At 61.9% G+C, this 12,909-nt stretch carries 11 protein-coding genes; 1 reads left to right on the forward strand and 10 read right to left on the reverse strand.

Going from position 1 to position 12,909, the window contains the following annotated elements:
- Nucleotides 1-241 precede the first annotated feature (241 nt).
- From HBR93_RS06070 to HBR93_RS06080, 3 genes are read right to left on the reverse strand one after another with little or no spacing between them, the layout of a single operon-like run.
- Entirely contained in the window at nucleotides 242-3,292 is a 3,051-nt protein-coding gene (locus HBR93_RS06070; protein WP_120731218.1) for an efflux RND transporter permease subunit, read from the reverse strand.
- Nucleotides 3,289-4,359, reverse strand: a complete 1,071-nt coding sequence (locus tag HBR93_RS06075; protein WP_169959983.1) for an efflux RND transporter periplasmic adaptor subunit — start codon at nucleotides 4,357-4,359, stop codon at nucleotides 3,289-3,291. The genes HBR93_RS06070 and HBR93_RS06075 overlap by 4 nt, the downstream gene beginning before the upstream one ends.
- The gene (locus HBR93_RS06080) at nucleotides 4,356-5,459 is read right to left on the reverse strand and encodes an efflux RND transporter periplasmic adaptor subunit (RefSeq protein ID WP_169959984.1); all 1,104 of its coding nucleotides are present in this window, start codon (nucleotides 5,457-5,459) and stop codon (nucleotides 4,356-4,358) included. The genes HBR93_RS06075 and HBR93_RS06080 overlap by 4 nt, the downstream gene beginning before the upstream one ends.
- Nucleotides 5,460-5,611: 152 nt before the next feature.
- On the opposite strand from HBR93_RS06080, the gene HBR93_RS06085 reads away from it, so the two are divergent.
- Entirely contained in the window at nucleotides 5,612-6,772 is a 1,161-nt protein-coding gene (locus HBR93_RS06085; protein WP_169959985.1) for an AAA family ATPase, read from the forward strand.
- Nucleotides 6,773-6,895: 123 nt separating this feature from the next.
- On the opposite strand, the gene HBR93_RS06090 is transcribed toward HBR93_RS06085, so the two are convergent.
- The 7 genes from HBR93_RS06090 to HBR93_RS06120 all read right to left on the reverse strand — a co-directional run bounded on the left by HBR93_RS06090 (nucleotide 6,896) and on the right by HBR93_RS06120 (nucleotide 12,855).
- Complete coding sequence (locus HBR93_RS06090) at nucleotides 6,896-7,762, reverse strand: transporter substrate-binding domain-containing protein (RefSeq protein WP_057437024.1); 867 nt, start codon at nucleotides 7,760-7,762, stop codon at nucleotides 6,896-6,898.
- Nucleotides 7,759-8,535, reverse strand: a complete 777-nt coding sequence (locus tag HBR93_RS06095) for an amino acid ABC transporter ATP-binding protein (protein ID WP_169959986.1) — start codon at nucleotides 8,533-8,535, stop codon at nucleotides 7,759-7,761. Before HBR93_RS06095 ends, HBR93_RS06090 begins: the two co-directional genes overlap by 4 nt.
- On the reverse strand, nucleotides 8,532-9,191 hold the full coding sequence (locus HBR93_RS06100) for an amino acid ABC transporter permease (protein ID WP_057437022.1): 660 nt from the start codon (nucleotides 9,189-9,191) through the stop codon (nucleotides 8,532-8,534). The genes HBR93_RS06095 and HBR93_RS06100 overlap by 4 nt, the downstream gene beginning before the upstream one ends.
- A complete protein-coding gene (locus tag HBR93_RS06105) occupies nucleotides 9,172-9,837 on the reverse strand; it encodes an amino acid ABC transporter permease (RefSeq protein ID WP_169959987.1) in 666 nt (221 codons plus the stop codon). The genes HBR93_RS06100 and HBR93_RS06105 overlap by 20 nt, the downstream gene beginning before the upstream one ends.
- A gap of 527 nt (nucleotides 9,838-10,364) precedes the next feature.
- Complete coding sequence (locus HBR93_RS06110) at nucleotides 10,365-11,147, reverse strand: MetQ/NlpA family ABC transporter substrate-binding protein (protein WP_057437018.1); 783 nt, start codon at nucleotides 11,145-11,147, stop codon at nucleotides 10,365-10,367.
- A 149-nt stretch (nucleotides 11,148-11,296) separates the two neighbouring features.
- On the reverse strand, nucleotides 11,297-12,223 hold the full coding sequence (locus tag HBR93_RS06115) for a sigma 54-interacting transcriptional regulator (protein ID WP_057957978.1): 927 nt from the start codon (nucleotides 12,221-12,223) through the stop codon (nucleotides 11,297-11,299).
- A 50-nt stretch (nucleotides 12,224-12,273) separates the two neighbouring features.
- Entirely contained in the window at nucleotides 12,274-12,855 is a 582-nt protein-coding gene (locus HBR93_RS06120; RefSeq protein WP_169959988.1) for an alpha/beta hydrolase, read from the reverse strand.
- Nucleotides 12,856-12,909 lie beyond the last annotated feature (54 nt).

The following is a 12,909-nucleotide window of genomic DNA, read 5'->3' on the forward strand; positions in this document are numbered from 1 at the left end:
AGCGAAAGCCCGAGGGTAAAACAGTTCGTTGACCGGAACTAATCCAATACACATTCAGAGAGTTTTCCCACTGCCTGCCCCTGTGGCGAGGGGGCTTGCCCCCGTTGGGCTGCGCAGCGGCCCCTGTAAGATCCACCGGGTTGTATCAGACACACTGAGGTGGCCGGTTTTGGGGCTGCTTTGCAGCCCAACGGGGGCAAGCCCCCTCGCCACAATAGTGATGTCCAACAGCGTGTTTGCCTTATGGCGCGGCCTCAGGCTCGCGGATTTTGTACCAGGCCACATACAACGCCGGCAAAAACAGCAGCGTCAGCAGGGTGGCGATGATGATCCCGCCAATCATCGCGTAGGCCATCGGCCCCCAGAACACTTCCCGGGCGATGGGGATCATGCCCAGGCTGGCCGCCGCCGCCGTCAGCAGGATCGGCCGGCGCCGGTGCTCGGTGGCCTGCACCACCGCGTCCCATGGCGTGTAGCCTTCCTGTTCATAGGCGTCGATCTGGGTCACCAGGATCACCGAGTTGCGGATGATGATGCCGATCAGCGCGAGGATCCCCAGGATCGCCACAAAGCCCATGGGCGTACCCGTGGGAATCAGCGCCAGGACCACGCCAATCAGGCCCAGCGGGGCCACGCTGGCCACCAGGAACATCTTCTGCACGCTGTGCAACTGGATCATCAGGAAGGTCGCCATCAAGAACAGCATCAACGGCACCACGCTGGCAATCGGGCCCTGGGCCTTGCCGCTTTCCTCCACGGTACCGCCGGTAGCGACCGTGTAGCCCACCGGCAAACCGGCGCTGAATTTCTCGATTTCCGGCTTGAGCTGCTTGACCAGATCGGTCGGCTGCATCTCGTCGCGCACGGCGGCCTTGATGGTGATGGTCGGCTTGCGATCGCGACGCCACACCAGCGGCTGCTCCAACTCGTAACGCACGGTGGCAAAGGCCAATAGCGGGATCGAAGTGCCGCTGGGCGTGACGATCTGCAGGTTCTGCAAGGTTTCCGGAGTGCCGCGCTCGGCGTCTTCGGCACGACCCACCACGTTGATCAGGTAGATATCGTCGTGCACCTGGGTCACCGCCGAGCCGCTGACCACGCTGTTCATCAACTGCGCCACGTCTTCGGACGACAGCCCGAGCTGGCGCGCCTTGTCCTGGGCAATATCGATCCGCAGCACTTTGCCCGGCTCGTTCCAGTCATAGATGATCTCGCCCAGGTGGCTGTTTTTATCCAGCAACGTCGCCAGCTCGATGGCGTGTTTACGCACCTGGTCGATGTCCTTGCCCGACACCCGATACTGGATCGGCCGCCCGACCGGCGGGCCCATTTCCAGGGGTTGGACAAAGCTGCCGACGCCCACGAAATCATCGCGCAAGCGCTGTTGCAGGCGCTCGATCAACGCGCCGCGCTCCTCCAGACCCTTGCTGACGATCACCAGCTGCGCGTAGTACGGGTTCTCCAGTTGCTGGTCCAGGGGCAGGTAGAAACGGATCGCGCCCTGGCCGATGTAGGTGCTCCAGCGCGCGATATCCGGGTCGTCCTTGATGATCGCTTCCAGCCGGTCCACGGCCTTGCGCGTTTCATTGATCGAGGCGTTTTGCGGCAGGTTGAGGTCGACGAGGATCTCCGGGCGATCCGACGACGGGAAAAACTGGTTCTGCACAAACTGCATGGAAAACACCGACGCCGCAAACAGCAGCACCGTCAGGCCAATCGCCCACCAGCGATTGCGCATGGCCCACAGCATGCCGGCGTTGAACACCCGCCCGACCCGCCCCGGCTCGTCACTGTGGGGTTTGACCTTGGTGCTGAGGATATGCACGCCGATCACCGGCGCAAACAACACGGCCACCACCCACGACACCAGCATCGCCACGGCAATCACCGCAAACAGGGTAAAGGTGTACTCACCCGCCGAGCTGGCGTTAAGGCCAATCGGTACAAAGCCGGCCACGGTCACCAGGGTGCCAGTGAGCATCGGGAACGCGGTGGAGGTGTAGGCGAAGGTCGCCGCCTGCTCCAGGGTCTCGCCCTTTTCCAGGCGCGTGATCATCATTTCCACGGTGATCATCGCGTCATCCACCAGCAAACCGAGGGCGATGATCAACGCACCCAGCGACACCCGCTGCATGGTGATGCCGCTGTACTCCATAAAGACAAATACCAGCGCCAGCACCAGCGGGATCGAGCACGCCACCACCAGCCCGGCGCGCAGGCCGAGGCTGATAAAGCTCACCACCAACACGATGATCACCGCTTCGAACAGCGCACTGGTGAAGCCACCGACGGCCTCTTCCACCACCTCGGCCTGGTCCGACACCTTATGCACGCCGATGCCCACCGGCAGGTCGGCAGTCAGCTCATCCATACGCTGGTGGAGCGCCTTGCCGAATTCCTGGATATTGCCGCCCTTCTGCATGGCGATGGCCAGGCCGATGGCTTGCTGGCCATTGAAACGAAACATCGGCCGCGCCGGATCCACATAACCACGGCTGATATCCGCGATATCCGCCAGGCGATAAAAGCGGTCATTGAGCCGCAGGTTGACGTCGGCCAGATCCTTCTCCGAGGCAAATTGCCCGGAGGTACGCACCGAAATCCGCTCCGGCCCGGCCTCGATCACCCCGGCCGGGGTCACCGCGTTCTGCGATTGCAGGCTCTGCACCACTTGCCGTTGGTCAATCCCCAGGGCGGCGAGTTTGCGCGTGGAAAAATTCAGGTAAATCACTTCGTCCTGCTGGCCGATCATCTCGACCTTGCCCAACCCCGGCACCGCCCGGATCTCGGCGCGCACCTGTTCGACGTAGTCGCGCAGCTGGCGCATCGACATGCCATCGGCGGTAAAGGCATACACCGAGCCAAACACATCACCGAACTCGTCGTTGAACGACGGCCCCTGCAAACCCTGGGGGAAGGTGCCGCGAATGTCGTCGACCTTCTTGCGCACCTGGTACCAGATCTCGGGGATCGCCTTGGCGCTAGTGGTGTCTTTGAGGAACACGAAAACCGTGGACTCGCCGGGCCGGGTGTAGCTTTTCACGTAATCCAGCGAGTCCAGCTCTTCGAGCTTTTTCTCGATGCGGTCGGTGACCTGCTTGAGGGTTTCTTCCTGGGTCGCGCCCGGCCAGCGGGTCTGGATCACCATGGTCTTGATGGTGAAGGACGGATCTTCCTCGCGCCCCAGGTTCATGTAGGAAAACACGCCCATCAGCAGCGCAACGAACATCAGGTACCAGACGAAGGACTGATGCTTGAGCGCCCAGTCGGATAAGTTGAAGCTCCCTTTCATCGTGGGCTGTCCTCGTCGGTTTTGACTTTTTGTCCGGGCTTGAGGCTGTTGACGCCGGCGCTGACCACACGCTCGCCAGGCTGCACCCCACCGCTGAGCACAACACTGCTGGCATCACGGCTAACCAGGGTCACGTCACGGGGCTGCACGGTCTGCTGCTGCAGATCCATGACCCAGATGCGGGTCTTGCCCTCGACGTCCTGCACCGCGCTGGCGGGCAGTTCGATACGTGGGGCGATGGCCGAGCTCAAGGTCACACTGATCGCCGTGCCCAACCGGAACGCCGGGGGCGTCTTGGCCAGGGTCAGGCGCGCGCGACGGGTGCGAGTCGCGCTTTGTGCCTGAGGCTCGATCTCGCGCACGGTGGCGGTGGTGTTGATGCCGGGCTCCAACTGGCTGGCCACCAGAAACACCACATCAGGCGGCAAGCGCTCGGCCAGGCCAGCCGGCAGGTCGATCACCGCTTCCTTGATATCCGGGCGGGCCAGGGTCACTACTTGCTGGCCGGCGCTGACCACCTGGCCGGCTTCGGCATTCCAGGCGGTCACGATGCCGCCGTGGTCGGTGCGTAGTTCGGCGTAGTTGAGCTGATCCCTGGCCTGGGCCACCGACGCCTTGGCCTGGTCGAGAGAGGCCTGGGTGGTTTTCAGGTCGGTCTGGGCAATGTCCAGTTGCGCCTGGGCGCCGACGCCACGGTTGAACAGTTCCTGCTGGCGGCGTGCATTGGCCTGGGCATTGATAAATTGCGCCTGGACCCGCGCCAGGTCGCCCTGGGCGGCGCGCAACTGGTTCTGCTGGTCGGTGGGGTCAAGCACCGCCAGCAAGGCGCCCTTGCTCACTTCGGCGCCCACATCCACCGCGCGCCGGGCAATACGACCGGGCACTCGGAAGCCCAGGTTGCTTTCGTAGCGCGCCTGGATCGTGCCGGCGAAGCGTCCGAGGTTTTCCTGGTCTTCAGCTTTCACCTCGACCCAGAGCACTGGTCTTATAGGCTCCGGCGCCGGCTCTTCCTTGGAACAGGCGATCAGCAACAGGCTGCTGGCGAGGATCAGCGTCAGGCGCTTCATGGCTGCACTCCGTTGGCCTGGGCCTGGTCCGGCGCCTGGGCGATCTCCACCAACATGCCTGGGTGCAGCAATTGCCCGCCGGCCACCACGACTTTTTCGCCGCCTTTGAGGCCATCGCTGATGATCACTTTGCCGGTCAGGTAGCGCGCGACAGTGACCTTGTGCAATTGCGCCTTGCCGTCACCGTCCACCAGCCACACGGCAGGCTCGCTGAGGTCTTTGGTCAGTGCCGCCCAGGGCAGCTCGACGCTGGGTTTGGCTTGCCCGTTGGCAGTGGCACTGACGACCGACCCCAGTTGCATGCCCTTGGGCAAGGCATCCAGGGCGATCTTTACTTGCACCGTGCCGCTGTTGGCGGCGACGGCCGGGGTCACTTCACGCACTCGGCCCACGGCCTTGATGCCCGGGTTGTCCAGCAGGCTGACAGTGATTGGTACATCCGGCACAGGCTCCGCCAGCAGCGATTCGTAGACGTTGAACACCGCATCGCGCTCGCCATCACGGGCCAGGCTGAAAATCGGCACGGTGGCCTGCACCACCTGGCCGACTTCAGCCTGCCGCGCGGTAATCACCCCCGGCGCTTCGGCGATCAACGCCGTATAGCCCAGTTGCTCACGGGCGTTAGCCAACTGCGCCTGCGCGGCCGCCAGGGCACTTTGGCTGCTGCGCAATGCAGCCTGGGCGGCGTCGTATTCGCTGCGACTGGTGTAGCCCTTGGGCAGGAGTTTTTCCTGGCGCACAAAGGCCGCGGCCGTCTGTTTGACCCGTGCCTGTTCCGCCACCACCTGGGCCTGGGCGGAATCGACATTGGTCTGCAAATCCTTGGGATCGAGCTTGGCCAGCACTTGCCGGGCTGTCACGCGGTCGCCGACATCGACCATGCGCTGGATAATTTTGCCGCCGACGCGGAACGACAAATCGGTCTGCACCCGCGCCTGGATATCTCCGGTAAGGGTCACTGCGGCGGCGAAATCGGTCGGCTGCACCGTTTGCACAAACACCCTGGAATGGGCCTTGGGTTCAGGTTTTTCCTGGCCACAGCCGCTCAGCAATGCCAGCAGGGCAAGGCCACAAATAACTGTTGAGGTGGGACCGCCCATGCAGACTCCTTTCGCGTAATACTGACGTGCCAGTGTGTATGCGACTGTGAGCTTAGTTCAGGGTTCCACCTTCATCTGAGTGATTTACAGGCCTGCGATGATGCGGTTCTACGCGATAAGATGTTGGTCCATGCCGGCGCGGAACGCCCTCAATGCTCAAGACCTTAGCGGTAGCCAATTACCGCTCGATCAATAAATTGGTGGTACCGCTGGATCGGCTGAACCTGATCACCGGCCCCAATGGCAGCGGCAAGTCCAACCTGTACCGCGCCTTGCGCCTGCTGGCAGAAACCGCCCAGGGCGGCGTGATCAATGCGCTGGCCCGTGAAGGGGGCCTGGATTCGACGTTCTGGGCCGGCCCCGAAAACGTCAGCCGGCGCATGCTCAATGGCGAAATCCCGGTACAAGGCAGCGTGGCCCTAGGCGCCAAGCGCTTGCGCCTGGGCTTTGCCGGGGAGGATTTCAGCTACGCGATTTCCCTGGGCTTGCCAGTACCCAGCTCGTCGTATTTTTCCCTCGACCCCGAGATCAAGAAGGAATGCATCTGGGCCGGTCACGTCTATCGCCCGGCCAGCCTGCTGGTGCAGCGCTCCGGGGCGATGGTGCGCGCCCGAGACGGGCAGGCCTGGGATGTGCTGGCCCAGCACACGCCGAACTACCACAGCCTGTTCGACCAGGTCGGCAGCCTGCGCGGCTCGCCGGAAGTGCTGATGCTGCGCGAAAGCATTCGTGGCTGGCGCTTCTACGATCACTTTCGCAGCGACGCCGATGCACCTGTGCGCCAGCCGCAACTGGGTACGCGCACGCCGGTGCTGCATCACGATGGCCGCGACCTCGCGGCCGCGTTGCAGACCATCCGCGAAATCGGCAACCCCGAGGCATTACAGCAGGCGGTGAGTGATGCGTTTCCCGGCGCACGCCTGCATATCGAGCCGTTGCAGGGCGGACGTTTTGCCATTGAGTTTTATCAGGAAGGCTTGCTGCGGCCACTGTCGGCGGCAGAGTTATCGGACGGCACCTTGCGTTACCTGCTGCTGATCGCCGCCCTGCTGACGCCACGCCCGCCGACGATGATGGTACTCAACGAACCGGAAACCAGCCTGCACCCGGACCTGTTGCCGGCCTTGGCGCGCCTGATTATCCAGGCATCAAAGCACTGCCAGGTGTGGGTGGTGTCCCATGCCAGCCGCTTGATTGCGGCGTTGCAGCAGGATGAGGGATGCAATTCGATTGTGCTGGAGAAGGTGCTGGGGCAGACGCAGATTGTGGGGCAGCGGGTGTTGGATGAGCCGGCCTGGCATTGGCCTCAGTAAGCGGCGTCTGTACTGCCGCCATCGCGAGCAAACCCGCTCCCACATTTGATTAGTGAATACATGCAAATGTGGGAGCGGGCTTGCTCGCGATGGCAGTAGATCAAACAACACAGAGGCCGGGGATCAACCCTGCCACTTACCCCCTTCAACAATCACACTCTCAGGCTTGGTCTCATCGCTCAGTTCTTTGCGCACGTACTGGTCATACAGCTTGAGCAAGAACTTCTCTTCGCCCAACTTCGCCAATTCGGCATTCACCCAGTCGCGCAGTTCGATATTGCCCTTCTTCACTGCCGGCGCAATCGGTGCTTCATCACCCAGTTTCTGTTCGAGCACGCGGTAGCCCGGGTTCTGTTTGGCCCAGCTGAACAGCACCAGGTTGTCCTGGGCATAGGCATCGCCACGCCCAGCCGAGAGGGCTTGTAGCGACTCGGTGTTTTTCTCGAACTTGAGCAGTTTCCAGTCCGGGTGGTTCTTGGTCAGCCAGATATCGGCAGTGGTGCCGGTGGTGACGATGGTGGTGCGGGTCGCCAGGTCGTCGAGGCTTTTGACCACGCTGTCGTTAGGCACCAGGGCCTGGACCGCGACTTTCAGGTTGGGGTTGGTGAACTCCACCGCTTCCTTGCGCTCCGGGGTCACGGTCATGTTGGCGAGGATCAGGTCGACCTTGTCGCTCTGCAGGAACGGGATGCGGCTGGCCGGTTCCACGGCCACGAACTCGACCTTGTTCTCGTCGCCCAGCAGGTCCTTGGCAAACCGGCGGCCGATATCGGTATCGAAGCCGACGTAGCGTCCGGCTTCATCGACAAAGCCAAACGGCGGCTTGTCGGTAAACACGCCGACAATCAGCTTGTCGCGAGCCTTGATCTTGTCGATATAACTCACCGCCGCCGGCGCGGCAGCGGCGGGTTTGGCCGGTTCTTCAGTTTTGTTGCAGCCGGCCAGTAAGGCCAGGCCGAGCAGCGGCAGTAACAACTTGGCAGTTTTCATGACAGCTCCAGTTCCTTGATTTTCTTGGGCAGTGTTGAAACAAACGAGAATTTCTCGAGGAACTGCTGCGCGCGTGCGGTCTGCGGGTTCGTAAAGAAGGCCTCGGGGGTGTTGTGTTCGAGGATGCGGCCGGCCTCCATAAACACCACGCGGTCGGCGACGGCGCGGGCGAAGGCCATTTCGTGGGTGACGATCAGCAGGGTCATGCCATCGCGGGCCAGGCCCTGGATCACTTCCAGCACCTCCTTGACCATTTCCGGGTCGAGGGCGGCGGTGACTTCATCAAACAGCATGACCTGGGGGTTCATGCACAGCGAACGGACGATGGCGATGCGTTGCTGCTGGCCGCCCGAGAGCTGGCGCGGGAAGGCATCGCGCTTGTCGGCGAGCCCCACCCGCTCCAGCAGTTTTTGCGCCTGCTCGCGGGCTTCGCGGGGCCCGCGCTTTTGTACTTTCAGCGGGCCCAGCAGGATGTTGTCGAGCACGCTCATATGGGGGAACAGGTGGTAACTCTGGAACACCATGCCCACGTCCTGGCGCACCTGGCGCCAGTCGGTGTGTTTATCCAGCAGCTGTTTGCCGGCAAAGCGCAGGCTGCCGCTGTGGGCCACTTCCAGGCCATTGAGGCAGCGCAGCAAGGTGCTTTTGCCGCAGCCGCTGGGGCCGAGGATCACCAGCACTTCGCCGCTTTGCACCCTCAGGTCGATGCCATTGAGCACCTGCTGTTCGCCGAAGAATTTATTGAAACCCTGGAACTCGATCAATGCGCTCATGCTTGGGCCCAGCGCCGTTCCAGCACCTTGGAGGCGGCCGACAACGGGTAGCAGATAAAGAAGAAAAACAGGAACAGCGCGCCATAGATCAATACCGACTCATAGGTGCGCTCGATGATTTGCTGGCCGACCTTGATCACATCCACTACGCCGATCAGCACCGCCAGGGAGCTGGTCTTGATGATCCGCGTGTAGACGTTGATGGTCGGCGGCGTCATGCGCTTGAGCGCCTGGGGCAGCAGCACGTAGCCGTAGAGCTGCGGCGCTGACAAGCCAATCGACAGCCCCGCCTCCCGCTGCCCGCGCGGCAGCGAATGCAAGGCCCCGCGCACCACTTCGCCCACTTCACTGGCGCCCCACAGCGACAACACCAGCACCGCGCACCAGAAACTGGGGATGCTCAGGCCGGTGAAAATCGGCAGGCCAAAAAACAGCAGATACAGCCACACCAGCACCGGAATCGCGCGGAACAACTCCAGGTAGATGCGCAGCAACAGGTTGATCGCGCGCACATTCAAGGTGCGCAGCACCCCATACAGCACCCCGCCAATCGTGCTAAAGGCGATGCTCAAAAATGAAATCGACAGGGTTTGCGCAGCGCCCTTGCCCAGTTGCGGCAACGACACCCACAACAACTCAAGACCCGAACTGGCCATGCTGGAGCCTCCTTTCCAGACGGCTGAGCAGCAGCGACAGCGGCAAAAACAGCAGCACGCAAATCAGCGTGAGCACGGCGAGCATTTCGTAAGTCTTGTAGTAGAGGGCGATGTAGCTTTTGGTGGTGTAGAGAATCTCTGGCACCGCCACTGCCGAAACCACCGTGGTTTCCTTGAGCAAAAAAATGAAATTGGCGAACAGCGCCGGTAGGCTGAGGATCCCGGCCTGGGGCAGGATCACATGGCGCAGCAACTGCCAGTCGGACAGGCCGATGGACTTGCCCGACTCGATCTGCGCCGGCGGCACGGCTTCCACACCGGCGCGCAGCACTTCGGTGAGGTAGGCGCCGCCCAAAAAGGTCATGGTGATGATCGCCGCCCAGAACCCGGAGATATTCAAGCCCAGGGCCGGCAAGGCGAAGTACACGAAGAACAGCTGGATCAGCAGCGGCGTGTTACGCGCCAGTTCCACATACAGCGCCACCAGGCGCGACAGGTAGGGCGTGCGAAACACCAGCAGGGCCGCGTTGATCAGCGCCACCAGCAGCGAGGTGCCAATGGCGATCAAGCCCACTTGCAGGGTTACCCCCACGGCCTTGAGAAACGCCGGCAGGGTGCTGAGGATAAACGCGTAGTCTAAGGTCATTTCAAGTCCTGGGCGCCGCAGGGGTAATGCGGCGTAAACGCAGTCCGGTTCGACGCGGTAACGTCGGCAGACGCTGACTTTAAAGGTATAAAAACCAAAATTTAAATACCGAAATAGCATATTGATATCACCCAAAAAGCTAACCTGCGGATTCGCCGGGATGGCAGGTGACAGCTATTGTTCTGGGGGATGTAGGAAGGGTCTTTTTTCAGCGCTGAACCACAAGGAAGGACAGCGCATGGCCAGACTGAGGGCCAGTTAACCAGCGAGGGAATGACAGATGAACGAGGCGAAACCGATTGATCCGCAGGACTTGGTGAAGTGGCTGGTGGCGCTGCGGCGGGCGATCAACCGCCGGGATTAACAGGCATAACACCAACCCAACGTGGGAGCAGGCTTGTGTGGGAGCTGGCTTGCCTGCGATGCAGACACCTCGGTTTATCAGTATTACCGAGGTGATGCTATCGCAGGCAAGCCAGCTCCCACACAAGCTCAGCTCCCACATTTCTTGAAGGGGGTTTGGCAAATCAGAACGCTGGCAAGACCGCGCCGCTGTATTTCTTCTCGATGAAGGCTTTGACTTCAGGGCTGGTCAGGGCCTTGGACAGTTTCTGGATCGCGGCGCTGTCCTTGTTGTCTGGACGAGCCACCAGATAGTTCACGTACGGCGAGTCGGCGCCTTCAATGATCAGTGCATCCTTGGCTGGGTTCAGGCCGGCTTCCAGGGCGTAGTTGGTGTTGATCATGTCCAGGTCAACCTGGTCCAGGACGCGCGGCAGCAGGGCCGATTCCAGCTCCTTGAACTTCAGGTTCTTCGGGTTGCTGGCGATATCCTTTGGCGTGGACAGGGCGTTTTTCGGGTCCTTGAGGGTAATCAGGCCGGCCTTTTGCAGCAGCAACAGGGCGCGACCGCTGTTGGAGCCTTCGTTGGGAATGGCCACGGTGGCGCCGTCTTTCAGGTCTTCAAGCTTGGTGACTTTCTTCGAGTAGCCGCCAAACGGTTCTACGTGCACGCCAATCACGGTGACCAGGTTGGTGCCTTTACCCTTGTTGAAGTTTTCCAGGTACGGCAGGGTCTGGAAGTAGTTGGCGTCCAGGCGCTTCTCGGCCACTTGCACGTTCGGTTGCACGTAGTCGGTGAAGACCTTGATTTCCAGGTCCACGCCTTCTTTGGCCAGGGTCGGCTTGATCAGCTCAAGGATCTCGGCGTGCGGCACCGGCGTGGCCGCGATCACCAGTTTTTCGTTGGCTTGAGCGATACCGGCAGTCAGGGCAGCCGCCAGGGCGGTGAACAACAGAACCTTTTTCATGCAGTGTCCTTAATCGAAAATCCGGGACGTCGGTGACGGCCACTTCTTATGGGGGTGCCAGCGATGTGCTATCGCGGCGTGGAATGGACAATACCGATATTTTTTATTCCCGAACAATACCTTTTATTCACGTTGATATTCCATTTTGTTCATACAGAGCCCAAGCCCCGAAACAGACGCGTCAACGCTGCGCGCTCGACTTCGCTGCCGCTGCTCAGGATCTGTCGCACCTGCTGCTCAATCTGCGCCACCGACGCCACCGGCAGGTTCAGATGCTCCGGCAGGATCTCATCGCCACTGCTGACCAGCAGCGCAAAGTGGATCACGTTCTCCAGCTCCCGCGTATTGCCCGGCCAGCTGTGTTGCTCCAGCAGCCGCTGCGCGTCCTCACTGATTAGCGGCACCGGCAAGTCCAGGCGCTGGCTGTAGATGCCCAGGAAGTACTCGGCCAGGGACAGGATGTCGCCTACGCGCTCGCGCAGCGCCGGCAGCTCCAGTTGGCCTTCGCTGAGGTAATGGAATAGGCGCTCGTGGAACTTGCCGACGGCCACGGCCTGGGCCAGGTCGATGCTGGTGGCGGCGACCAGGCGCACATCCACCGGGCTCGGTTGATGCGCCCCTACGCGGGTGACTTCGTGGTTTTCCAGGGCGGCGAGCAGCTTGATCTGGATCGGCAGCGGCAAGTCGCCGATCTCATCGAGGTACAAGGTGCCGCCGTTGGCCGAGCCGAACCAACCGGCCCGGCTGCTGGCCGCGCCGCTGTGGCTGCCGGCGGCATAGCCGAACAGTTCGGCATCGGCATAAGTCGGGCTGATCGCACCGCAGTTGACCGACACAAACAAGCCGCTGCGGTCACTGCCGCGATGGACATGGCGCGCCAGCAGCTCTTTACCGCTGCCGGTTTCGCCGCGAATCAGTACGGGCAAGGCACGCGGGGCCAGGCTTTCGAGGTCTTCGCGCAGTTGCCGGGAACGGGGGTCGACAAATACCAGCGCCTTGGCGCGGATGCTCAAGGGGCTTTTTTCGGCGTCGGGGAAGGTCAGCAACGGCTGGCCGAAGGTTTCATGCAGGCTCATGGCAGGCTCCCGCCCCGTTTCCATTCAAAAGACGGGGCGTTGAAAAGGTCTTAGGCGCGGCGTCGGGAGTGATGCTCCAGACGGTTTTGCAGGCGATAGAGGTAGGCGAAACCCTGCTCCCAGCGCTGGTGGCCGGACTTCACGTTGATATGCCCGGCACCTGCGAGAATCCCGGCTTCAGCCCCCCAGTTACGCGCCAGCTCCAGGGCCCGAGGGGCGCTGACCGCACTGTCGTTGTCGGAGCTGACGACCTGGCTGGGAAACGGCAACAGGTCACGGGGAATCGGTGCAAAGTTGCGCAACGCCGGCGCACACGCCGGGCGCTCGACATCTGCCGGGGCCACCAGCAAGGCCCCACGCACCTGGCGCAGGAACTGCAACGGCGCGCTGGCCGCCCAGTGCGCCACCGTGATGCAACCCAGGCTGTGGGCGATAAGAATCACCGGGGTACTGTCGGCCGCAATGGCTTCGGCCAGGGCCCCCACCCAGTCTTCACGGCGCGGGGTCAACCAGTCGGCCTGCTCCACGCGGGCGCTGTTGGGCAGGCTGTTCTGCCAATGGGTTTGCCAATGATCTTCTGGCGATCCTTGCCAGCCCGGCACGATCAGGTAACGGATCAACTCGCTGTGCATGGGTGTGCCCTCCTGCAGCGTTTAACGTTGCTGACCAGTATAGGGACGGGGCAT

It is taken from the genome of Pseudomonas sp. WS 5411 (assembly GCF_012985595.1).
Taxonomy (GTDB): Bacteria; Pseudomonadota; Gammaproteobacteria; order Pseudomonadales; family Pseudomonadaceae; genus Aquipseudomonas; species Aquipseudomonas shahriarae.

Bases quoted from the DNA above. Each gene is read 5' to 3' on its own strand.
- HBR93_RS06070 (WP_120731218.1), bottom strand. From the start codon at position 3,292: ATGAAAGGGAGCTTCAACTTATCCGACTGGGCGCTCAAGCATCAGTCC.
- HBR93_RS06075 (WP_169959983.1), bottom strand. From the start codon at position 4,359: ATGAAGCGCCTGACGCTGATCCTCGCCAGCAGCCTGTTGCTGATCGCC.
- HBR93_RS06080 (WP_169959984.1), bottom strand. From the start codon at position 5,459: ATGGGCGGTCCCACCTCAACAGTTATTTGTGGCCTTGCCCTGCTGGCA.
- HBR93_RS06085 (WP_169959985.1), top strand. From the start codon at position 5,612: ATGCTCAAGACCTTAGCGGTAGCCAATTACCGCTCGATCAATAAATTG.
- HBR93_RS06090 (WP_057437024.1), bottom strand. From the start codon at position 7,762: ATGAAAACTGCCAAGTTGTTACTGCCGCTGCTCGGCCTGGCCTTACTG.
- HBR93_RS06095 (WP_169959986.1), bottom strand. From the start codon at position 8,535: ATGAGCGCATTGATCGAGTTCCAGGGTTTCAATAAATTCTTCGGCGAA.
- HBR93_RS06100 (WP_057437022.1), bottom strand. From the start codon at position 9,191: ATGGCCAGTTCGGGTCTTGAGTTGTTGTGGGTGTCGTTGCCGCAACTG.
- HBR93_RS06105 (WP_169959987.1), bottom strand. From the start codon at position 9,837: ATGACCTTAGACTACGCGTTTATCCTCAGCACCCTGCCGGCGTTTCTC.
- HBR93_RS06110 (WP_057437018.1), bottom strand. From the start codon at position 11,147: ATGAAAAAGGTTCTGTTGTTCACCGCCCTGGCGGCTGCCCTGACTGCC.
- HBR93_RS06115 (WP_057957978.1), bottom strand. From the start codon at position 12,223: ATGAGCCTGCATGAAACCTTCGGCCAGCCGTTGCTGACCTTCCCCGAC.
- HBR93_RS06120 (WP_169959988.1), bottom strand. From the start codon at position 12,855: ATGCACAGCGAGTTGATCCGTTACCTGATCGTGCCGGGCTGGCAAGGA.